We start from the raw sequence: 24,220 nt of genomic DNA on the forward strand, positions 1-24,220 counted from the left end.
TTGTTGCCGTTCTCATCGGCACATACTAACGGTTTCCTTCCTGCGCCTTGATCTCCGTTTTGCCGAAGCGGCGCGGGTAGTACGAAAGCGTCAGCAGGAAGTATTGCTGCAGCCCGTTGGTGATGCGGGTGCTCGTACCGTAGGCGTTGGCGCTATTGCTGATGTTCTGGTATTTCTTGAGCAGGTCCATTGCGGAGAACCGGAGCTCTCCCTGCTGCTTCAGGAAGCGGCAGGTGGCGAAGGCGTTCCAGAGCACCGTAGGCCGGTCGAGGGAGCTGTTGCCCACCCGGTCTATCGTGCTGCCGAAGCTGAAGTGCTCCGGCGCGTTTACCGTCAGTCCGACCCGTGTGCTGCCCGTTGCGTTTGAGAAGGCGTTCAATCCGGCGGCCGTCTGCCGTGTCGTGAAGCGCTGGTATTGCTGACCCACGTTCAGAATAAGCACGGAGCGAAGCGAGAACTGGAGGGAGCCTTGCAGCGAGGCATTGCGGTTGGTGCTGGAGTTATAGGCGCCGTCGATGTAGTTGGGGTTATTGCTGTTGGTGAACTGCCCGTTCAGTTGGAGTTGCAGTTGGCTTTTCGCGAGCCGCCGCGCGACATTAAGGTTGTAGTTGACGTTCATCTGCCTGCCTTCACCGGCGTTGGTGTAGTAGGTGATCCGCTTTCCGGATGGGTCGTTGATGACGCTGTCGGTGACCTGGTTCACCGTATGGCCGATGCCCCCGCTCACAGAGCCGTTCACGGTGTACAAAGACCGGGGGTTCTGCGTCTGGAAGGAGAGATGGGCATTGGTGCGGTGATTGACCCGGTTGCGCAGGTTCGGGTTGCCAACGCGCACTTCGTAGGCATTGATATCGTCCACCACCGGATAGAGCTGCTCGATCGAAGGGTAATCGAAGTTCCGGCTGTAATTCACCGACAGATTATACTGGTACCGCTCCCGCCGGTGGTAGCCGAAGGAGGCGCTTCCCTCGTAGCGGAAAAAGTTGAAGCTGCGCCCGAGGTTCCGCTTGGCTACCGACGAGCCCATCTTGTCGCTCTTCCACTCCTCCTGAAGCCGTACCTGTACCTGCCCATAGCGCGTGGAGGTCCCGTTCCATTTCGAGAACCCTTTCGACAACGACAACGACGGCACATATTCGAAATAGTGCCGTTCGTTCCGGTTGGAAATAGATATGTTGGCGCGGTACTGCTTCGCGGTGGTATCGTAGTCGCTCACCAGGCTCTCGTCGGCTATGCGGGAAAGATTCAGGTACTGGCTGAAGCTCAGGTTAATGCCGAACAGGTTGAAGCGGCCGAAGAGGAGCCGCTTGAAGCCGGAATAGTCGAGCGTGGCATTGAGGGTAGTGGCGCTGTTGGCAGTGCTGTAGCGCCGGTCGTGGGACGTATTCCGCCCCGGGTCGGTGAGCGACTGAAAGACGCTGCTGACCAAGCGTTCCGATGATCCTTTCGTATGACGCGCATTTGCCTGGAAACTGAAGTTCTGCAGCGGCTCCTCGTAATCGTTCCGGGAATAGTTGAGGCCCAGCGACGCACTTTCATTACGGCGGCGGTGCTGTGTGCGGATCCGGTTCGTGTTCTGCGATACCCCCGACGGATCGCGCACTTCGGAAAAACGCGTCGACTGCCCCTCGTCGGTGCCGCTGCCTGCCGACCCGCTCACGTGGAAGTTGTCGTTGTAGCTGTTCGTACGGGTGTAGCCGATGCCCAGGTCGTGCCGGCTACCCCGGCCCTCCTGGACACCTTCCTCGCGCACCTGTTGCGGATTATTTAGTGTGGTACGTGCTTGCAGGTGCAGGTCGGTGGTGTAGGAGTTGGTTCCGGAGGTCATATAGTTCACCGTCATCCGGTTGTTCTGACGGCTGTTGGCGATCTCGTCGAAATTGTGCGTGTACAGGGCGCCGGCAGCGTGGTTCCGGTTGATGCCGCTTGCCCCGAAACGACCTGCGTGGTACAGGTTGGGATTCTGGTTCCGGAACGTATTGTTTCGGAACATATCCTGGATACTTCCGATCTGCTTGTTGATGTTGTTGATACCCCCGCCGATACCCAGGCTGCTTTTCTTGTTGTATGCCTGCAGCGAAAGGTCGGCCTCGAACCGGTCGGAGCTGCCATAACCAGCGCCGGCCTTGCCGAAGTATCCCTTCTTGCTGTCTTCCTTGAGTTTTATGTTCATCGAGAGCACCGAGTCTTCGGGTACGCCCTGCTGTCCTTGCTGTCCCATCCTGCTCCGGTCGTATTCCTGGTACAGCTGGATCCGCTCGATGGCGGTCTTCGGGAAGTTCTGCGTCACTACGCGCGGGTCGGTAGAACCCAGGAAAGGCTTGCCGTCAACAAAAAGGTTTTGCACCTTCTGTCCGTTCACCGTGATGGTGCCGTCCGACCAGATGGTGATACCGGGCACCGCGTTCAGCAATTCTTCCACCACTGCGCCCGGCTTCAACTTGAAGGCCGCCGGGTTGATCTCCAGCGTGTCGCCGTTCATGCGCACAGGCACTGTCGAGGTCACTACTACTGCGTTGGTATCGGTTCGATTCGGGGTAAGCAGGAATGCAAGGGTGACGGGCTTGTCATTGGCGAGCACGACCACGGTATCGCGCCGGCTGAAACCGACGTAGGACACGCTCACCTGCAGCCTCCGGCGAAGCGGCAGATTGCCAAGTGCAAAGGCGCCCTGCTTATCCGTGAGCTGGTAGGTGACGAGCGCGGAATCCGGTCCGTGAACGCTTACGGTGGCCAGCTCCAGCGTTGCCCGGGTGTCGCCATCCAGCACACGCCCCGAGAGCTTCCCATTTTGGGCCAGCGCAGAAACTGCGCACCCGATCATCATCAGCAAGGACAACAGGAATCTCATCGGGTCAGTCTTTGAAGGTAAAGGAAACGATCACCGGCGCTTCGGCATCCGGCCGGCCCGCGAGAAAGCGCTCCAATGGCGCGGGCACCGGCACCGACTTATGCTTCTCAAAAAACTGGACGAGCTCACCGGCACGCAGCAACTTGTAGAAGCGCCTGCCGCTCCGGGGAAGGCCCTGCCCGCCAAACACGCTCACGTTGTAGTGGCTGCTGTCGGCCCGGATGTTCTTTGCCTTCCAGGTGGTTCCCGTTTGCTTGTTATAGACATAGGTGTCGAAGTTAGCCAGGTAACGCACGGCAAAATAGAGTTGGCGCGGCGTCTCTTCGTAGATATACGGCTGGCGCAGCATCCAGCCATTGTTGCGCATGAAGTTCTCCCGCTCCGTCCTGTTGCGGAATGACTTGCTGAAGAAGGAAGCGGGGAGCGAATTTTCCAGCGGCAGCACCAGCTGGTAGGCGGGAACGATGCTGTCGCCTTGCATCCGGTACACGGTATCGCAATAAGGGCGGGTGAGCAGGTAGTGCCCCTTCCCGCCCAGGGCGGTGAGCGCGAGGTTTTCCTGTGTGTAGCGATACCAGGGCTCATCTTCCGGGTTGTAGGGGAAGTAGCCTTTCAGGAACTGGTCGCCGCTGTAAAGCTTGAGCTCATAGGCAATGCTGTCGTCGTACAACGAGCTCGTCGTGATCTGCCCGCTCCAAGAGAGTCCGTCGTAGAGAGGACGCGTCTGGAGCAGGTCTTGCCCGGTTGGCGTTTCGGGCCGAAGCGCGAGCTGCGGGTCGCTGAGGCTGACGCAGTACTTCCGGAAATACTTGCGGTTGCCCGGCCGTGCCCAGTCGCGCGCGATCTGGATCCGGTCTTTGCGCGTGAGGCTGAACTGCTTGTTGTCGCCATAGAACACCACCCGGTTGCCCGCCGCCTCATAGGCAGGCGAGAGGCCGTCTGCTTTCCCGTAATCAATCGTTCCTACGAAAGCGCCTTCCTTCGTAAATACATGGATCGCCTTTTCGGGGTAGTCGGTGATGAGGAAGTGGTCGGTGGCCAGCATCAGGTATTGGTTGCCGCCTTTACTCAAGCTGACTTTGTGCGCAAGGGGCAGAAAAGAAAGTGAGTCGATGATCGCGGACTGCCGCTCGGTACCGGGAGCTTTGGGGTGCAGGTAGATCTTCTGCAGTTGCCCCTGGCCGGCAAGCGCCACCAGCAGCAGGGGCTGCAGGATCAGCAGATGGAGGAGCGGTGTGCTTCGCATGGGCAGTAGCTGGTTAGAAGGCGAAGGGCGCCGGCAGCCTGCGCGGCAAACCCCTTTCGTGCATTAAGTTACGGGGAATGACGATAAGGGAAACGGCTTTGGGGCTGACGGTATTGTGCCGCCACGGGCGGTAGCTGCGGGATCATCGGTCGGGAGCGGGGAGCGGCGACGCATTCGGGTTACAATTCCTTCATGTTGTGTTCACCGCGCGGTAACGATTTGGAAACCGGGCCCGGGCATTTTTGCGCCAACAAAATCTCTGGCATGAAATACCTGTTCCCGCTCGGCTCTGCCTGCCTGCTCGCAGCCGGCCTCTCTCTCGTTCCGGCCTGTAAAAAAACCAACAGCGACTCCACCCCGGAGCCCGTCAGCCCCGTGCAGCTGAAGGCGCACTCGGTCACTGCCGCCCTGGCCGCCACCGCACCGGGTGTTACCGGCGTCGACATCCTGCCCCTGCTAAGCAGCGAAGACCGGCTGGCTGCTTCTCCCGACTTTGTATTCGGTCCGCAGCCTGATGGCGCCGGGCTCCTGCGCAAGCCCGACGGCACCGGCTACGTGCTGCTCAACAACCACGAGATCATCTTCTCCGTTTCGCGCGTGCACCTCGATAACAGCTTCAAGCCCGTTCAGGGCGAATACCTGGTGGATGCCGCCGGTGGCGGTATGCGCCTTTGCTCCGCCACGATGGCCACCATGGACGAGCACGGCTTCGGTCCCGTATTTCTAACAGCGGGCGAGTCGAGCCAGGAGAGCATGGTGCATGCCATCAATCCCTTCGGGTCGGTATCCGACCGCAGCCGCAACGACCGCACGCTGCCGGCGCTCGGCAAAGCCAATATGGAGAACGCGGTGCCGCTCCCCAAAGCCGCCTACCCGGGCCGCACCGTCGTTTTTATTGGTGAGGATCAATCCTACTCCGCGGGGCACCAGAGTGCCGGCCAGCTCCTGATGTACCTGAGCGACATCGTAGGCGACCTGCAGACGGGCGAGCTCTATGCGCTGAAGCGCATGGGCGGCGACCAGGTTGAGATGAACATGAGCAAAGGCAGCGAATACGATGTCGAGTTCGTGAAGCTGCCGAACATCCGCTCCAAAACCGGCGCCGAGATCAACACAATCGTGAACGGACTCGGCGCCATTCGCTTCTCGCGGGTGGAGGATGTGGACTACCGCAAAGGCAGCGCCGCCAACAACCGCGAGGTGTTCTTCACCGCCACCGGGCAAGCCGTGGGCGGCGCCAACCCCGAGCCCGGCTATACGATGTGGGGCCGCGTGTACAGCCTGAAGCTCGACGCCGCCAACCCCACAAAGGGCAAGCTGCAGGTGGTGGCCGAGGGCGACAGTAACCCGGGCCAGGACCTGATCAACCCAGACAATATCTGCGTGACCGAGAACTATATGTACATCCAGGAGGATGGCGACTCGTATTATGCCGCGGCGCAGCACGATTCGTACGTGTGGCAGATGGATCTTCGTACCGGCCAGTATAAGCCCTGGATCGTGCCCGCCCACAACCGTACGGATGCCGCCTGGAACGCAAAATTCAATACCACCGGCGAAATGCGCAAGGGCAGCTGGGAATGGGGTGCGATGATCGACATTTCGGACGCGATCGGCAAACCCAACACCTTCCTGCTCAACATCCACCCGCACACGTGGCAGAATCCTGCGTTCGCGAATGCCGACCGCAGCGGGCTCACCACCAACCGGGAAGGCGGCCAAACGATGATCCTCACCGGTGTGCCGCGTTGATGCGCTTCCCCATGAACCAATCTGGGCCTCCCTGCCGGGGAGGCTTCTTCCGTAATGCTGCTGTGGATATGAAAAAGACCACCACCGTATTTATACCTGTGTTCCTGATCGTCCTGGGCCTCTTGTTTCGCTGCGCGCCTCCTATGGCTCCGGAGGAGCAGGTGCGTCAACGATGTGCCGCTCACTTCGAAGCTTTTCATTACTACCTCTCCGATAGTATGCTCCCGGTGGTGCAGGGGGGCGCTTCACCGGAGCGCCTTCGCCACTGCTTTGTGCAAACGCGGCTTCGCTTCAAGAGCGTCGAGTGGGCGGCCGAGTATTTTATGGGCAACACTACCCGCTTCGTGAACGGCCCGCCGGTGCCCGAAGTGGAAGTGGAAGAGCAGAAGGTACAGGCGCCGGAAGGACTGCAGGTGATTGAGGCCTTGCTTTACCCTGCTTCCGGCAACATCCCTGACCGGGCGGAACTGAGCCGGCAGGTGCGGCTCCTCCTGGCGCGTAGCACGTACTACCGCAAGTACTGGAGCGAGCTGCCGCTCGGGCTCCCGCAGATTGCCGACGCGCTGCGCCTCGAGGTGTTCCGGGTCACGACGCTCGGGATCAGTGGCTTTGACGCGCCGCTCGCCGGCACTACGGTGGAAGAGGCAAGGGCCGCGTTGGGGTCGGTGGCGGAGCTGGTGCAATTGCTCGATAAGCAGTCGCTTGCCGCGCCGTTTTTCCGCGCGGCAGATGCCGAGCTGGCCGGCGTCCGAAATCTGGATGGGTTTGACCGTCTGCACTTCATCCGCGAGCGGTGCAGCCCGCTGTCGCGGGCCCTCCTCCAATGGCAGCTGCGGGAGGGCATTTCTTTTCTTGCCGACAACCGGTTGCTGCGGCCGCAGGCGGCCACGCTCTTCGACGCCGACGCTTTCGATCCCGATGCATTCGTGGCCGGCAGCGAACTGCGCAGCACGCCGCTGAAGGCACAATTGGGCAAGCGCCTGTTCTACGACCCGGTGCTTTCCGGCGACGGCAAGCGAAGCTGCGCCTCCTGCCACCGGCCCGACAAAGGCTTCGCCGATGGCCTTGCGCGCAATAGTGGCCTGTCGGGGAGCCGGCTCCGTAGAAATACACCCACCCTTCTCAACGCCGCGCTGCAGCCCGGCTACTTTTACGACCTGCGCGCCACCAATCTGGAGAACCAGGCGGCCGCGGTCATCCGCGACCCTGAGGAGATGCACGGCAACCTGGCGCGCTCGCTGAAGTCGCTGCTCGCCACCCCGGCCTATGCCGAGCTGATGGGTCATGCTTTTCCCGGTGTGGACGTGTATACGGAGCAGCACCTGCAGCATGCGCTGGCCGTATATGTGCGATCGCTCAGCACGCTCAGCAGCCGCTTCGACCGGTATATGCGCGGGGAGCCCGGAGCTGTGCTGGGCGTGGAGGAGCGTAAGGGCTTCAACCTCTTTCTCGGCAAAGCGCGTTGCGGCACCTGCCATTTTCTGCCACTGTTCAACGGCACGGTTCCGCCTTCGTTTCAGAAGATTGAATCCGAGGTGCTGGGTGTTCCGGACCAAAAGGGAGGGCGGCGTCCCGATCCCGACCCCGGTCGCTATGCGTTGACGCCGGTGGCTCCTTTCCTGCATGCCTTCAAGACCACAACGGTGCGTAATGCGGCCCGCACGGCGCCCTATATGCACAACGGGGTGTTCGCAACGCTCGAAGAGGTGATCGAATTCTACGACCAGGGCGGCGGGGCCGGGAGCGGAATTGAAGTGCCCAACCAGACGCTGCCAGCCGAACCGCTGCGCCTGACGGGGGAGGAGCAGCAGCAGCTGATTGCTTTCCTTTCGACATTGAACGACACCTTGCCGTGGGCCCCAGGGCGAGGATAAGGATGGGTTAAGGATCAGTTTTGTGCGACCTTTTCGCGTTCCCGGCTCTTCTTTGTACAACAGTAGTGTATGCCGCTTTGCAAGTACGCGCCAGGTGGCCTGCGTTAACGAATTGATAATACAAATTCAGCCGCGCGCCGGCTGTAACGGTGAATCTTTGCGCCCGAAATCAAAAAACGATCTATGAGGCTCAAGACACTACTGTCTGTTCTACTGATTCTTTTCTCCGGGCTTGCCGGCTTTGCACAGGAAACCACGTCCGAGATCAACGGCGTGGTCCGTGGCGACAACCGCAGCGGGCTCGAGGGGGCGACTATAACCGCCACCCACCTGCCTACCGGCACCGTATACCGTACCCTGGCCCGGAAAGACGGGCGCTATAATCTCCCCAACGTGCGCGTCGGCGGCCCTTATGACATCCAGGTGTCCTATGTTGGTTACCAGGCCGGCCGCCAGACCGATGTCGTTACCGCGCTCGGCACGGCTTATAAGGCTGACTTCGCGCTGGTTTCCGCCAGCGGCGGCCTCTCCGAGGTGACCGTAGTCAGCACCCGCGGCGACCGCGTGTTCAGCCGCAGCCGCACCGGCGCTTCGGAGGTGATCACCCGCCAGCAGCTCGATCGCCTGCCCACCATCAACCGCAGCATCCAGGACTTCACCCGGCTGACGCCCTCGGCTAACGGCAGTTCGTTTGCCGGCCGCAGCGGCTCATACAACAACCTGACGGTAAACGGTGCTTCCTTCAACAATACCTTCGGCCTCAGCGGAACACTTGGCGGCCAGACCAACTCGCAACCCATTTCAATCGATGCACTCGACCAGATCCAGGTGAACATTGCCCCCTACGACGTAACCCTCGGCTCTTTTACCGGCGCCGGCATCAACTCGGTCACGAAGAGCGGCACCAACGACTTCCGCGGCTCCCTGTATTACTATTGGAAAAGTCCGGATCTCACGGGCACCAAGGTCGGCACGTTTACGGTTCCGCGCCAGCAGTTCGACTTTAACAACCGCGGGGTGACCTTCGGCGGCCCGATCATCAGGAACAAGCTGTTCTTCTTCGTGAGCGGCGAGCAGCAGCGCGAATCGACTCCGGCTACCTCGTTCACAGCACGTCGCGGCTCCCAGTCGGCCGGTGGTAACGTATCGCAGGCGAGAGGGGAGCAGCTCGACAGCCTGCGCACCTTCCTGATCGATCGCTTCAACTACGACCCGGGCGCCTACGAGAACTATAATTTCGAGACGTACAGCGACAAGGTGACGACCCGCGTCGACTGGAATATCAATACCCGCCACTCGCTGAACGTCAACTACTACTACCTGAAGTCCTTCCGCAACGTGCCTCCGAGCAACAGCGGATCGCCCGCCGGCGGCCGCCAGGCGAGCAACACCGCGCTGCCCTTCTTCGCTGGCTCCTATGTGATCAACAACGATTTCAACATCGTGATCGCCGAGCTGAACAGCCGCTTCGGCAAGTGGAGCAACAAGCTGCAGGTGGGCTACAACCGCCTGCGCGACTACCGCTCCAGCCCCGGCGGCGTGTTCCCCTTCGTGGACATCGAGAACAACGCCGGAGCGTCGCTGACCTCCTTTGGCTACGAGCCGTTTACCGCCTTCAACACCCTCAGCACCGACACCTGGCAGTTCAACGATATCGTGAGCGTGTTCAAAGGAAAGCACACCCTCACCTTCGGAACGCAGAACACCTACAACAAGTTCCGCAACGGCTTTGCCCCGAATTATTACGGTGCCTATCGCTTCCGCAATATCGACTCGTTCTACAATGCCGTCAACACCGGTCGCCCTGCAGGCAGCCGCTACGAGCTTCGCTACTCAGCCCGCAAGGACGGCGCGTTCCCCTATGCCGATATCGCTTCCTGGCAGCTGGGCTTCTTCGCCCAGGACCGCTGGAACGTGACCAACAACTTCACCCTCACGGCAGGCCTCCGCGCCGACATTCCGATCTTCGAGGACATCTTCAACGAGAATCGCGTTGCCGACTCGCTGACCTGGCGCCGCGGCGTGCGCATCCAGACCGGGCAAGGCCCGAAGACGAGCGTACTCTGGTCGCCCCGGGTGGGCTTCAACTGGGATGTGGACGGTAACAAGAAAACACAGCTGCGCGGCGGCCTCGGCATCTTCGCAGGTGCTCCGCCCTTTGTGTGGATCTCCAACCAGGCGAGCAATAACGGCGTGGACTTCGGCTCCTTTGTACGTACAACAGGTGTCACCTTCGACGACGATGTGAATGCCTACCGCCCGGCCAATGCCGTCGCAAACACCCAGTACAACCTGGCCATCACCGACCGCAACTTCAAGTTCCCGCAGGTGTTCCGCACCAACGTGGCCGTAGACCGCAAGATCTTCTGGGACATCACGGCGACCCTGGAAGGTATTTACACCAAGGATATCAACGCGGTGTACCACCAGAACATCAACCTGCCCGACACCAGCGCTGCCGTACGCTTCCGTGGCCCCGACAACCGCTTCCGCTTCAATTCCGCGAAGATCTACAGCGGCGCTGGCGGAGCCACGCTGTCGAACCCCGATATTACCGATGCCATCCTGATGACGAACACGTCGAAGGGCTATTCCTACAACATCACCCTGCAGCTGCAGCGCAACGTGAACAATTTGTATACGATGATCGCCTATACATACGGCGACAGCCGCTCGGTGAACGACGGAGGCTCCATTGCGCAATCCATCTGGAGAGACCGCTTCGTTTCCAACGACCCCAACGAGAACACGACCTCGTTCTCCAGCTTCTACCAGCCCCACCGCGTCGTGGCTGCTGCCTTCTACCGGAAGGAGTACAAGAAATATTTCGCGACCTCGCTCGGCTTCACGTTCGAGGCCGCCAACGGTGGTACGGCGAGCTACGTGTACAGCAACGACCTGAACAACGATGGCCAGGTGAACGACCTGATCTACGTACCGCGTGACCAGAGCGAGATTCTGCTGGTAGCGCCCACGGGCGATACGCGCAGTGCCCAGGTGCTGTGGAACCAGCTCAATACCTATATCAACCAGGACCCCTACCTGAGCACCCGCCGGGGACAGTATGCCGAGCGCAACGGACTGCTGCTTCCGTTCTATAAGCGCCTCGATCTGAACTTCACGCAGGACTTCATGGTGAAGGCCGGCAAGTACCGCAACATCCTGCGCTTTACCGCCGACATCTTCAACTTTGGCAACCTGCTGAACAAGAACTGGGGCACCTTCCGCACCACCAACCGTACCGGCCTCCTGCGCTACGAGGGTATTGAAACAGCTGCCGGTCCGAACCAGGGCAAGCCGCGATTCAGCTATCCGTACCTCGATGCGGCCAGCCAGATCCCGCTGACCTCGACCTTCCAGAGCAGCACCGGACAAGGCTCCCGCTACCAGATCCAGCTCGGACTGCGGTATATCTTCAATAACTGACCCATTCACCCGGGAAAACAAAAAGGCTGACGCATGCGTCAGCCTTTTTGTTTTCCTGCCGGTCACGGGAAATGCAGGTGCTGGTGGATTTAGGGAGGGCAAAAAAGAAAGCCCCGGCGTGTTGCCGGGGCTAAGCGGAGAGAGAGGGATTCGAACCCCCGGAGGTGTAACCCTCAACGGTTTTCAAGACCGCCGCAATCGACCGCTCTGCCATCTCTCCGCGGCAAAAGTAGGGGGGGCGCCCCATTTCGCAAAAAAAGTTCTGTTCCAACTGGTTAGGTGCTGTTTCAGCAGTAGGCCCCAGTCAGCTGCCGGCTGACGCATCTCCCTTTTCTCCGTCCTTTTGCAGGAGCGCCTTGCCGGTGGGGCAGAGGTCAAGTACGGCGCAGTTGCGGCAGTCGGGGCGGTAGTGAAAACAGACCTTTTGCCCGTGCCGCATCAGCACCTGGTGATGGTCGTACACTTGCTGTGCGGTAAAGTCGGGAGGGAGCAGGCTTTCGAGCACCCGGTTGGCCTTCGCTTCCCCGATGCGCTCGTCGATGATCCCGAGGCGTACCGCCACCCGGAAGTGGTGGGAATCTACCGGCAGGGCCTTTCCGCGGAGCGTACTGAACGAGATCACCGCCGCGCTCGTTTTCGGGCCAACGCCCGGCAGTTCCTCCAGCCACTGGCGGGCCGCGGGTACGTCCATGTCGGCGAGAAAATCCAGCGATAAGCTACCGCATTTTTCGGTGATGAGCTGCAGCACCTGCCGGATCCGCGGCGCCTTCTGCTCGGGCCAGGTGCAGGGGGCGATGGCGGACTCCACGTCGGCGGTGTGCGCATCGCGCACGGCTTCCCAGCTGTCGAAGGTGGCCACCAGCTGGCGGAAAGCCCGGCCCGAATCGCTGTTCCTGGTACGGTGGGAGAGCAGGGCCGATACGAGCTCGGAAAGCGGGTCGAGGTCGTGGAAATACTTGATGCTACGCCCGTATACCTCGGAAAGACGCTCGTGTATGAGGCGTACGAATTCACGGTTTTCCGGAGTGTCGTGTGCCGGTGCGGCAAGAGCTTTCTTTGTGCGCATAGAAGCGGGCAACCGCGCTGTTTGGAACCGGTGCGGTAAACAGGGCCAAATCCTGTGCCGGAGCGCCTTTCGGGCACTCCTGTGGCAGAACGGGCGAGCAGCACTGCAAAATGCCTGCACAAATGCGGCGAAAGCTACTGCCAGCGGGTATTCCCGAAGAGATTTCGCAGATTGGGCGAACTGCCTTATTTTCGCCGCCCCGGAGAGATGCCAGAGCGGTTGAATGGGCCGGTCTCGAAAACCGGAATACGGGCAACTGTATCGAGGGTTCGAATCCCTCTCTCTCCGCAAAAAAGGGACAAATCATCACTGGTATGATTTGTCCCTTTTTCATTTTTCGCTGTATCCGTTGCCAGGTCAATGATCAGCACCGAAGAGCCACTTGCAGTTCCGAGCCCTCAAACCTCGAAAACCTGAACGAACGAAACCATCGCGAACGGCTACGATCCTTCGGTTACTCTCGATGACTTCCGTTGCAACAGCAATAGCTTGAGCTAATGTTCGTGAACCGATAGGGTTACATTTTTGTAATCTTTCTTACCCAGACATTTTTCCCGTCTGACACATACAGAAAGTACAGCCCAGGCGTTCTCCCTTCGAGGTCGAATGAAACTCCCGACGTTTTTGGATTTTGTTGCATCGAAGCACTTTTGATTTGACGGCCTAGCGCATCAAAAAGAATGAATCGATAAGGCAAATCTTTTCTGTCTTCGACCTTTACGCTAAATACGCCCTGGGTCGGGTTCGGATAAATGACGATTGGAACGTCGTCTTTCTTTTCTTCATCGACAGGAATTGCCCGCTCGCCATGTTTTGCCAATGGCGAATCTGCGCCAACCAGCTGCGTTGTTTTCGTAGTAGCGCCGTTCGCCTGCGTGCAGGTGCCGAGTGTGGCACCTTGAGTTAAATGGGCCTCGACAGCAGCCGCTCCGACACATAGTTCCACAAATGAATTCGTGCCGGATCCGGTCCGCTTGCACAAGACCACTTTTTCCAGTTTATTACCACACCGAACGTCCAGAACCTCGACAACCGTGGACGTGGAAGCAGAGCAGCCGGATGGACTGACAGCTGTTAAAACGATCGTGTAGTTTCCGGCTGATGTGGGCGCGAAACCAACAGCATTGCCGCTGGTTGCGCTTAGCGACGACGATCCACTCCAGATATAGGTATTGGCACCGGAAGGAGACGACAATATAAGGGTCTGCGCTCCGTATCCTAACGCGATCGTATTATCTGCCAGGCCTGTGAATGTCGTGTTTGACTTCGTAATGGCGATTACGGGCGTCGGTACCGTTCCGGCTACGGTAACGGTAGCCGTAACCGAGGAGCTATTGCCGGCTGCATCTGTTGCCGTCAGCACAACCGTATTTTCTCCAATGTTCGAGCAATCAAAATTCGTTTTACTAAGCGTAAACGTCAAAGCCGAGCAGTTGTCGTAGCTGCCATTGTCAAGGTCCGAAGGCGAAGCGGTAGCAGAGCCACCATCGAGCACCACCGTGACATTCTTTGCTACTACCGTGGGTGGGTCGACATCGTTCACTACAATTGCAAAGGGGCTTGATGTCTTCTTCAGCCCGTTGCTGTAGGTCACTTCTACCTGGTAGCTGCCGGAACTTGTAGCGGTGAGGGTGCGCTCTGATTGGTTGATACCTGATCCATCAAGAAGCCACCGGTAGGAAGCGGCCTCGGATGAAGTCAACAGCACCGACCCCCCGGGGCAAAACGATACCGGACCGGTCGCCGTAATCGTGGGCACAGGCAACGCCGCTACTGTGAGGGTCTGGGCTGCATCCGGAGCGGCGGCGAAATTGTTGTTACCGTCCTGGCCCGCCGTAAAGGTTACCGTGCCTGGCGAATGGATGGTTACCGTTTTTCCGGAAACGGAAGCAACCGAGGGATCGGACGAAATAATGCTCACCGGAAGCCCGGAGGTACTGGAAGCGTCCAGGTCGAATGCCGGGTCCCCTTCAAAGCGGTCAGCGATAGCGCTGAAGCTGATTGATTGGCCCGCCTGCGTGATGCTCAATGAAGCCGGCTCATAGGTGATCTCATAATTGTCAGACGCTGCTCCCGAAACAGTGATTGGATACTGGCCAACCGGAGCCGTTTCATCACCGGCTGTAGTTATAATAGGTTGGGCCGTTAAAGAAGCAGCATCATCGCCGTTGACAAAGCCTTCATAAGCCACAGTGAGGGGTGGGTTTGCGGAACCGTATGTTTTGTTTTTATCCTCGGCTGATATCGTCAATGAAGCTTTGGTGACGGTTAAGACACCCTCTTGCAACACCAGTGAATAATTCCCGGATATACCGCCCGATAGGGTGATCGGATATTGCCCAACCGGCGATGAAGGGTCGGCCACGGTGGCAAGCACGGGTTGCGCTGTCAGTGTTGCTGCGCTATCACCATTGACAAAACCATCATAGCTTGCCGTCAGTGTAGGATTGGGCGAGCCGTATTGCTTTTGCTTGTTGTCTGCAGTAACCACCAATTGTTTCGGCCTAATGGTCAGTGTTCCATCCTCAAAGGTAATCGCGTAGTTGGGTGAAGCGGCTCCGGAAACAGAGATGGGATAAATTCCGACAGGGGAGGCGGCATTTGCATCGGTGGCAAGCACTGGCTGCGCGGTGAGTGATTGGGCATCCTCCCCATCAACAAAGCCCTCGAAGCTTGCGGTCAGGGCCGGATTCGCTGAACCGTATTCCTTTTCCTGCGGCAACGCGGTAATGGTCAAAGCGCGCTTGTCAATGATCAGAAGTTGCGCAATCGGATCTGCGGCGTTATACAATGGTGAGCCAGCCTGCGTGGCGGTGATGATAACCTGGCCTGCCTTTGAAATGTGCACTTTGTTGCCGCTGGTAATAGACGCTATCGATGGATCACTGCTGGTGTACGTAACGGGCAGCTTCGAATCCGACGTGGCACTTAAATCAAAATCAGGGTCGCCGTAGACTTTAGCGGATAGCGCCGGAAACTCAATGGCTTGATCGCCTTTGTTTACAACGACTGTAAAATCTTTCGTTGCCGGAAAATAGTTCTCATTACCTGCTTGTGTTACGCGAATAAGAATATTGCCCGTTCCTTCTATTTTTAAAAAATTGCTGTCAACGATCGAGCCCGGGCCTGATACGACTGCCAGCGTAACGGGCAATCCGGATCCGGCACTTACAATCAACTCTGCCGGTTCATCGCCATAATGTAGCGGCGGCAGCGCACCGACACTGATCTGTTGTTGTTTTCGCTGGAACAATTCCCATTCGTTGAACTGGGTATTCGCATTACCGGCGTTCTTCGTGATATTCAGACGGTAGAAGGTAAACGACTGGGTGTTGTTGATCTGGAACGTGCGTGTTAGTGAGCGCGTGGGAAAAACCTCACCTGTTCTTGTGTCAATCGTTGTCCAGCTTGTGCCGTTGTTTGATCCCTGGAGATTCCAGTCTACCGGGTCCCTTGCCTGTACCTCGAATGATGACGTGATGGTATAGCGGGTAACGACAGCGGGAACGGAAGAGCGGTATTGCACCCATAAGGCATTTCTGCCGCTCTGGTAGTAAGCCGTAGTGTAATCGTTATCGATGATCTTCTCATAGGTTTGATCCGGGCGGCTGGTTGTCGTATACTGCGCCGTCAATATGCCGCCATTGTCCGTCAGGTCAAAGGCACCTGTATTGGCGTTGGCATTGTAGAAAACTTGTGGTTCGGCAGCAATGGCTCTGCCACGGGTCAGTAATTTTTGCCGCAGTACGTTATTGATTTGATCGGCCGTCGCGATCTGCGTAACAGCCGATGCCCCAAGACGATCCTGTAATTGTTGTAAATAAAGGCTGCGCGGCAACACATTCGTGCCCCAGCTTTCCCAATAGCCGGTGTTTGTTTGAGTGAGGCCAATGCAGCCAATACCCCAGTTTCTCCCCGTTGGCGGACTTTCCACTTCGATATCGCTTTTATACGACCGGCAATTCCACAACAGCACCTGCGCACCTGCCCATCCATGGCCGCTTCCCGAGGCGCCCCGGTTTTGCACACGGATCTGCCCGCCATAGATATTATCATAAATCTGCCCGGTTGCGTATCGGTGATGAGGACCAATATCGTCGAAGGTGTTATCGGCTACACAGTCAAGAAATACATTGGGGCCCGGCACTTTTGAGCCGCTTACGTAATCGTGCCGGCCGCCCCATGCCATGCAACGCTGAATAAGATTACTGGTGCTGTTTGATTCAAGGTTGAAGGAGTATTTCCGTCCACCGGTCGTTTGTGATACCGGGTCGATCATGGCGCAATCTTCAATCGTGTTGAATCGCGACATGTTGGTGATGTTGACCGCACCAAAGCCAAAAAACTTAGCCACCACATTGCGTACCCAACTGTTTTCCACCCTGCTCAGCAGCACTGCGCTCCATCCATGACTTTCATCGGTGCGGCTTGCGAAGTACGACTCGATCCGCATGTTCTCGACACCACAATTATTGATGCGGCCGGTGACATTGGATTTATAGACCTCACCACCGCCATATTGTGGCTCGATGGGATCCATCACCGGAATATCCAGCGTCAGCGTATTTCCCTCGATGGCAACGATTTTACGCTCATAGGTTGTTCTGTAAGCCGAGGCGGTCCAGCCATACTGGGCCATATTCAATACGTTGATCCAGGCATCATTGGGCGTTTTTTGCAACACCACGTTGTCTCCCACCTGGAAATTATGCCCTGCCACCACTTCAACGATCTTGGTCCCTGTGGGCACATATGCGGAGGCAAGGCGGAATCTGGAACCGCTTACTGCGGCATAGCCACTGCCGGTTCCTTCCATAAGGATAAAGTCGTGTTGTGTTTTTTGCGTGGCAATCAATACGGTTCCATTCACACCATTTCCCTCGCCCCGCAGCACCACGCCACTTGCTTTGATCGTCAAACTCCCTTCTACCGGGTAGATACCGGCTTTCAACAATACCGCACCGCGGTAGCCATTTGCATCCGGCGCCAACACCGACACCCGGTCAATCGCATCCTGGATCAGCTGGCGGCAATCACCCGGTATGGCCGTTACGGTTTCGGCCACCGGGATATCGGGAAGCCTTACACCTCCGCCCTTGTATCCTGCGTTGGAGAAATCAGGGATCTGGTTGACAAGGTTTGTTTGGCCCCGGTTTGCATATTTGTTATACACCAGCCTGTTATTCTGCAACGATACCAGCGGCGCCTGTGCGTACAGGGTTGCCGCAAGCAGCAGGCAAACAAGCGTTGAACAGCACTTTATGAATGAAGAGCAAAAGGCAGATTTTGGAAAACCCAGCCTGTGGTTTCCAGGATTCAATAGCTGCAGCATAAACTTGGATTAAAAGGTGGTAGTGGTTTTGATGGCGCAATCGCACAATAGCTTCCATAAGCAAACTATTAAAGTGTTGCCGCAGTAGTGGTGACAGATCAACCAGAAAAGCGGTGTAAAGCAACCAGACGCGAACTATTCCCGTGCAATCAACTGGGCGAACGTTTTCGCCATGGAACCATTCTGCGGGAATCGTTTACAATTTTTTTGTGTCGGAACAGCCTGCTGCTGCAAGAAGAAGTTCGAGCGCCTATTTGCACAACTCTGTCCCCGTTGTTTCCTTCTTAAGCCATCGTTTTGGCACGAAGCGGAGGTGGGTAAAATCGCGTTTGCCGTCGAAGCTACACACCAAGTCTGAACACGCGGATCGCAAACAGTAGAAATAAAGCAACGCAAGCCGATGATAGGAACTCAGCGCTAAAGGGGATCAGGTCAGCAGAACGAGAGTTCATTTTCTGATACGTTCATCAAATCCTGGCCAGATGGAGAGCGGTATCCGTTTCTCAATGAGGTTGTCTTTTTGCAAATGCCGATACGGCAATTTTTTTTCTGCTTGTTTTTACTGCCTGCCTTGATCAGGATTACAAACAAGAAGGCTCTGAGCGTAATTGTTTCACACAATTTGAACCGGTTAGCTAGCACAGTAGGGCATCCGGTGCGCGCACATGATGGTGGAAATACCATGTTTAATTGCTTTGACTGAAATGACACCCTTTTTTGAAGGCATCCTTACAGCGGGCTCGGGATACGGGTGGTAGCTTTAATCCTTCGATTGAATCGCCTTAAACCTTCGTCTGCCGCAGCTACCGGCGCACGATCGTACACAGAACCAGCAGGCGGTGCCCTTAACCAACTTTTGCCTCACCGAAAATCCGATCGAATGAAACGCAGTTCCAGGAAACCGAGCCAGCGCATCGGGAAGAGCATCTTCCCGGTACTGTTCGCTGTGTCCGTTTCCGGGTTTCTGCTGCTCAGCACCGGCTTCTCGAGGCAGCCCGGTAGCCGGAAACCCAATATCATCGTTATCCTGATCGATGACGCTGGCTACGTCGATTTTGGCTTTATGGGCTCCAAAGACCTGCCAACGCCCCAGCTGGACGCGCTCGCTGCCCGCTCCGTCCGGTTTACCAATGCCTATGTTACCGCTTCCGTTTGCAGTCCGTCACGGGCTGGCCTGCTCACCGGCAGGTACCAGCAGCGCTTCGGCTATGAATGCAACGAAGGAGCGGGCTATACCGGGATCGATACCACGCAGACCCTCCTGGCGAGCGTGCTTCGGGAAAGCGGCTACAAAACCGCTGCGTTCGGTAAATGGCACCTGGGCTTCGAACCTGCACAGCATCCGTTGCAACAGGGATTCGACTACTACTACGGTTTTCTGAGCGGCGGCCGGAGCTATTTCTACCATCCCGCCAAAGACGACCGGCAGGGCGACCGGAACGCGCTCGAGGAAAACGGGAAGCCCGTGCGCTTCGAGGGCTACCTGACGGATGTGTTGGGCGATAAGGCCGCGGGCTTCATCCGGCAAAACAAGGAACATCCCTTCTTCCTGTACTGGGCGCCTAATGCCGTGCACACACCGATGGAGGCCACCACGGAAGACCTCAAGCTGTTCGAAAAACATCCGCGCCAGAAGCTGGCGGCCATGACCTATGCCCTCGACCGGTCGATAGGCCGAATCATCACCGAGCTGAAACAGCAAGGCATTTACGACAACACGCTGCTCTTCTTCCTGAGTGATAACGGCGGTGCATACAACAATCAATCAAGCAATGGTCCGCTCAAAGGGTTCAAGGGAAACAAGTATGAAGGCGGGTTGAAGGTGCCATTCCTGGTAAGCTGGCCGGGGAAGTTCCGCGGCGGCGCAGACTTCGGTGGCCTGACCTCCTCGCTGGACGTTTTTGCTACGGCCCTCGATGCAGCTGGCCTTCCCCGAAAGCCGCGTTCCCTGGATGGCGTGAGCCTGTTGCCCTTCCTGACAAAGCCGCGGGCGGACGCACCGCACGCGGAGTTGGCCTGGCGCAAAGACGCGGAAGCTGCGATCCGGTTCAACCAGTATAAGATGATCCGCGTGAGGGGGCTAGGCGAGCGGCTGTATGACCTGGAAACGGACCCGCAAGAGCAGAACGACCTGCGTTTCCAAAAGCCGGAGACCTTCGGCCTGCTGGCCAGGAAGCTGGAGCAATGGGAAAAAGACAAGACGGTCCCACGCTGGACCGAAGGCGCCACCTGGGATACCATTACCCTGATGATCCACGACGACCTCATGAACAATCGCAGGATACGCGTCACCAATCCCGGTGAACTGGAGCAACTACGCACGCAACACCAACTACCCAAATCCCAAAAAATCAGCCATGATATCGAGTGAAAAGAGCGATCCGATCGAAAAGGACACCCGGCGTTTGGGCTTCAAACTGTTGTTCATTTATGCCATGCTGTTGCTGATCTTTATTGTGTTGCTGTTTTTGTTATAGCAAAAACGGCTTTTTTCGCCGGAAGAATGAACGAAGCGGCAATTGCCGTGTTCGATTCACAACAATGCTTAATTTACGAGGGCTTGCCCGCTACCAATAGAAAATACCTTTGCCTGCTTATGCTTCTCTGGGTAACCGCTGCCGGTTACGCCCAGCAGGCCAGCTCGTTCATCAGCATGTCCGAAGACCTGGTGCACAACGAGGTCACGTCCATACTACAAGACAGGAAAGGGTTCACCTGGTTCGGCACCAGGGGCGGCTTGCAACGCTTCGACGGGTACGAGAAAAAGCTGCTTAAGTACGACATCGGAAAGGGCAACAACCTGCTGAGCCAATCCGTAGAAGTACTGCACAACGGGAAGGACAACAACCTGTGGATCGGCACCAAGTCGGGTGGCCTCAGCGCCTACCATCTCGAAACCGGGATGATCACCAACTACCCGAACACCCATGCAAACAAAGGCGGTTTCGATGCCGACTATATCCTTTCGCTCCTGGATACCGACAGCGAGAAATTGTTCGTTGGTACCTGGAAGGGCTTTCAATACCTCGATAAGAAAACGGGGAGATTCCATATTCTAAACAGCGCCTGGAAAACATTCGATATTCAGCCCGACGGGAAGAAGGGCTACTGGCTCGCAACCGATAGCGGGCTGAAGCACCTAAACCAGGCCCTGGTGAACGACCGGTCCTACGACTTCGGTATCCCTGGATTGGACATTACCTGTATCGTGGCCGATTCGTCGTCGGGCTGCTTATGGATCGGCTCCTGGGAAAAGGGGGTGTTCCGGTTCGACACGCAAACCAAAGGGTTCGTCAACTACCGCCACCACGACAATGACCCGGCGTCGCTGAGCTCCAACAACGCCTACCGGATCGCGCTTGATTCGCGGGGAACCCTGTGGGTGGGAACCTGGGGCCAGGGTTTGAACAAGTTCCGGCGGGCCGACAGCTCGTTTGAACGGATCGACCTGAATACCCCGGGGCTGTTCACCCACGACAGCAAGATCATATTGGCCATCAAGGAAGATGCATCGGGCCTGCTTTGGATCGGTACCGACGGCGCCGGCGTGTTCAAGCTGGACCTTCACCAGAAGCCCTTCAACAATATCGGCGCAAAGGGTGGCGAGCTGCACGGGGGCACGCACGTATTGTCGGTGTATGTGGATCCGGCCCGGAAGCTGTGGCTGGGAACACGAGGCGGCGGGATCCTGTACTCGTCCGACTGGAAAACTTTCAACACCTTAACCGTTACACCCACCGTTGCCGTGCCTTCGAACAGCATATTGAGCCGCGCGTTCCTGCAGGACGGCGATGACCTGTGGATCGGCACCATCAAAGGGTTGTTGCGCGTCCGGAATAAAGGCGGCGTTCCGGTACCGCAGGATCTGTTTGTTCCCGACAGCAGTACCAACAGTATCGGCGACCGGAAGATCAATGTATTGGTCAAGGATCGGAGCGGTAAGATCTGGATCGGTACCCAGGAGAACGGCCTGAGCTGTATCACCGGGTTCGACAAGCGAAACAGGCCCGTGTTCCGGAACTACTTGCCGGGATTTGGCATCAAGGGAGCGCTGCAGAATGCACGCGTCAGCGCCATGCTGGTGGACTCAAAAAACCGGCTCTGGGTGGGTACGTATAAAGGGCTTTACCTGTACGATGCTTCCGCCGATAATTTCCGCATGTTCCTGCAAACGGGCGAGCAGGGAAGAACGCTCAGCAACAACACGATCCTCTCCCTTGCGGAAGACCGGTTCGGCAACGTATGGGCCGGCACCCAATACGGGCTGAACAAGATCTCGGGGGTGGACGGCAACAAGCTTGTGGTGCAGCACTACACCACCCGCGAAGGCCTGCCGAATGATTATATTCATGCCATTATCCCGGACGACCGGGGGAATGTGTGGGCCAGCACCAACAAGGGCATTGTGCGGCTCGACAGGAACAGCAAGGCGGTCTCTGTTTTCGACAAGCGTGATGGCATCCAGTCGAACGTTTTTGCCGAGAATGCCTCCTTCCGGGAGCAAAGCGGCCGGTTCCTTTTCGGTGGGGTTGAGGGCGTCACCTGGTTTTTGCCAGACAGCATCTCGATCAGCCGCTTTGCGCCGCCGATCTATTTCACCAACCTCAAGGTCAATAACCAGCCTTATGAATTCAGGCAGGTGCAAACCGATACGGGTATCTTGGTGAAACCGTTCTATGAAACCGAGAGCATCGCTCTCGACTACCGGGAAAACATTTTTGAAATAGAATTTGCGGCACTCGATTTCCGGGCGCCCGACAAGAACGAGTACATGTACCAGCTCGAAGGGTTCAATACCGGGTGGGTGTATGCCGGCAACAGCCGTTCGGTTTCCTTTACCAACCTGCGGCCGGGCACCTACACGCTGAAGGTGAAGGCCACCAACAGCGATAAGATCTGGAACCCTGCGCCGCACGAGCTCCGCATCGTGATCATCCCGCCGCCGTGGAAAACATGGTGGGCCTACAGCATCTACGTCGCAGTGTTTACCCTGCTGCTCTGGCTCACCCGCTATTTCGGGCTGCGGCAGGTAGCGCTGAAGAACCAACTCTCGCTGAGTAAGTTGGCCCGGCAACAGGAGAACGAGCTGGCCGATTTCAAAGAGCGGTTATTCACGAATATCTCCCACGAGTTCCGGACGCCGCTGACGCTGATCCTCGGACCGGTGGACGACCTGCTGCAAACCAGGCAACTGGAGCGGCCGGTGGAGAAAAGCCTGCGCCTCATTCAAAAGCAATCGAAGCGGATGCTGCGTATGGTGAACCAGCTGCTCGATTTCCAGAAGGCCAAGGCAGGAAGCCTGAAGCTTTCGCTGCAGGCGGGTGAAATGGTCTCCTTTTGCCGCGACGTGTACCTGCTGTTTGCCGACGAGGCAAGCCGCCGGAACATCGCCTACAGCTTCCAGACCCAACAAAAGTTCCATTCGGTAACCTTCGATCCCAATAAGCTGGAGATCATCCTGTTCAATATCCTATCCAACGCATTCAAGTTCACGCCAAACGGAGGCAGCATCAAGGTCTGCGTCGGCAGAACGGAGAACGGCGACTGCGAGATATGCGTCCACGATTCCGGAAAGGGGATCCCGCCCGATGAGCTGAACCGGATCTTCGACCGGTTTTACCGGGGTAAGGAAGAGGACAGCACCACGATCTCCGGCACCGGCATCGGTCTCTCCTTTGTTCGCGAGCTGGTGACGCTCCATGGGGGCACCATCCGCGCCGAAAGCAACGGGAGCTCGGGCAGCCTGTTCACCCTGACGCTGCCTGCGACGCTCGAACCGGAGGTCGCCACGGTTAGCGTGCCCACACCGATTCAACCTGCAAGTCAACATAATGAAAACCTGCTAAATACTGGAATTATGTACGAAGAGAACCTGCCTGTGAACGCTGCTCCCGAGCAGCCCATCATCCTTGTGGTGGAAGACGATGCGGACATCCAGCAGTACGTTTATGAGATCCTGTCCACCTCATTCGAGGTAGTAACGGCGGCAAACGGAAGGGAAGGGGTGGAGAAAGCGCTCGAGATTGTACCGGACCTCATTGTCAGCGATATCATGATGCCCGAAATGGATGGCATCGAGTTGTGCCGCAAGCTGAAGTCGGATAAGCTGACCTCGCACATCCCCATTATCCTGCTCACGGCACTGTCCGACATGACGCACCATGTTCAGGGCATCCGCGAGGGCGCCGATGTGTACCTGCCGAAACCGTTCAACTCGCAACTGTTGCTGGTGCACGTGCACAACCTGATCAACTCCCGGAACAAGCTGAAGGAGCTGTATGCGAAAAAGGTATTCCTGGGCACCGGCAATTTCGAAATTCAAACCTTCGAGGAGGAGTTCCTGCACAAGCTGATGAAGCTGGTGGAGGAAAACATCTCGAACAGCAATTTCAACAACGACGAACTGGCGGGCCTCATGTTCATGAGCCGCTCCACTTTTTACCGGAAACTGAAAGCAGTTACGGGTATGTCGGGGAACGAGTTTATCCGGAAAACCCGGTTGAACTATGCCGTCAAGCTGCTGGAAAGCGGCAAGTACTCCGTGACGGATGCCGCATACGAAGCGGGTTTCAACGACATCAAGTATTTCCGGAAACGCTTCCAGGAGCAATTCAGTGTTTCTCCTTCGGAATACAAAAAATAGGTTCGATTTCTATCGGATGGAGTTTGCACG

General features: G+C 57.3%; 9 protein-coding genes and 2 tRNA genes. 6 read left to right on the top strand and 5 right to left on the bottom strand.

Annotated features, from left to right (window positions below):
• Positions 1 to 25: 25 nt before the first annotated feature.
• Together ABD937_RS09440 and ABD937_RS09445 are read right to left on the bottom strand one after the other, a co-directional pair.
• The gene (locus ABD937_RS09440) at positions 26 to 2,851 is read right to left on the bottom strand and encodes an outer membrane beta-barrel protein (RefSeq protein ID WP_345255336.1); all 2,826 of its coding nucleotides are present in this window, start codon (positions 2,849 to 2,851) and stop codon (positions 26 to 28) included.
• Positions 2,852 to 2,855: 4 nt separating this feature from the next.
• Positions 2,856 to 4,097 (bottom strand): hypothetical protein, encoded by a 1,242-nt coding sequence (locus ABD937_RS09445; protein ID WP_345255337.1) that lies wholly within the window; start codon positions 4,095 to 4,097, stop codon positions 2,856 to 2,858.
• Between the two features lie 264 nt (positions 4,098 to 4,361).
• Between ABD937_RS09445 and ABD937_RS09450 the strand changes: the two genes are divergently transcribed.
• The 3 genes from ABD937_RS09450 (at position 4,362) to ABD937_RS09460 (ending at position 11,149) form a co-directional block, all read left to right on the top strand.
• On the top strand, positions 4,362 to 5,849 hold the full coding sequence (locus ABD937_RS09450) for an alkaline phosphatase PhoX (RefSeq protein ID WP_345255338.1): 1,488 nt from the start codon (positions 4,362 to 4,364) through the stop codon (positions 5,847 to 5,849).
• 68 nt (positions 5,850 to 5,917) lie between these two features.
• The gene (locus tag ABD937_RS09455) at positions 5,918 to 7,723 is read left to right on the top strand and encodes a cytochrome-c peroxidase (protein ID WP_345255339.1); all 1,806 of its coding nucleotides are present in this window, start codon (positions 5,918 to 5,920) and stop codon (positions 7,721 to 7,723) included.
• Between the two features lie 183 nt (positions 7,724 to 7,906).
• Complete coding sequence (locus ABD937_RS09460; RefSeq protein WP_345255340.1) at positions 7,907 to 11,149, top strand: TonB-dependent receptor; 3,243 nt, start codon at positions 7,907 to 7,909, stop codon at positions 11,147 to 11,149.
• 135 nt (positions 11,150 to 11,284) lie between these two features.
• On the opposite strand, the gene ABD937_RS09465 is transcribed toward ABD937_RS09460, so the two are convergent.
• Positions 11,285 to 11,369 (bottom strand) — tRNA-Ser (locus tag ABD937_RS09465).
• 84 nt (positions 11,370 to 11,453) lie between these two features.
• Positions 11,454 to 12,215 carry an endonuclease III domain-containing protein gene (locus ABD937_RS09470; RefSeq protein ID WP_345255341.1) on the bottom strand — a complete coding sequence of 254 codons (762 nt, stop codon included), beginning with the start codon at positions 12,213 to 12,215 and terminating at the stop codon, positions 11,454 to 11,456.
• Between the two features lie 201 nt (positions 12,216 to 12,416).
• Here ABD937_RS09470 and ABD937_RS09475 point away from each other — a divergent pair.
• Positions 12,417 to 12,503 (top strand) — tRNA-Ser (locus ABD937_RS09475).
• A gap of 229 nt (positions 12,504 to 12,732) precedes the next feature.
• Here the strand turns inward: ABD937_RS09475 and ABD937_RS09480 are convergent.
• Entirely contained in the window at positions 12,733 to 17,547 is a 4,815-nt protein-coding gene (locus tag ABD937_RS09480) for an MBG domain-containing protein (RefSeq protein ID WP_345255342.1), read from the bottom strand.
• An 880-nt stretch (positions 17,548 to 18,427) separates the two neighbouring features.
• On the opposite strand from ABD937_RS09480, the gene ABD937_RS09485 reads away from it, so the two are divergent.
• Both ABD937_RS09485 and ABD937_RS09490 read left to right on the top strand, forming a co-directional pair.
• Complete coding sequence (locus tag ABD937_RS09485) at positions 18,428 to 19,918, top strand: sulfatase-like hydrolase/transferase (protein ID WP_345255343.1); 1,491 nt, start codon at positions 18,428 to 18,430, stop codon at positions 19,916 to 19,918.
• Positions 19,919 to 20,143: 225 nt separating this feature from the next.
• Positions 20,144 to 24,190, top strand: coding sequence for a hybrid sensor histidine kinase/response regulator transcription factor (locus ABD937_RS09490; RefSeq protein WP_345255344.1), 4,047 nt, complete (start codon positions 20,144 to 20,146; stop codon positions 24,188 to 24,190).
• Positions 24,191 to 24,220: the final 30 nt, after the last annotated feature.

The sequence above is a fragment of the Flaviaestuariibacter amylovorans genome, assembly GCF_039541815.1.
GTDB lineage: Bacteria > Bacteroidota > Bacteroidia > Chitinophagales > Chitinophagaceae > Flavisolibacter > Flavisolibacter amylovorans.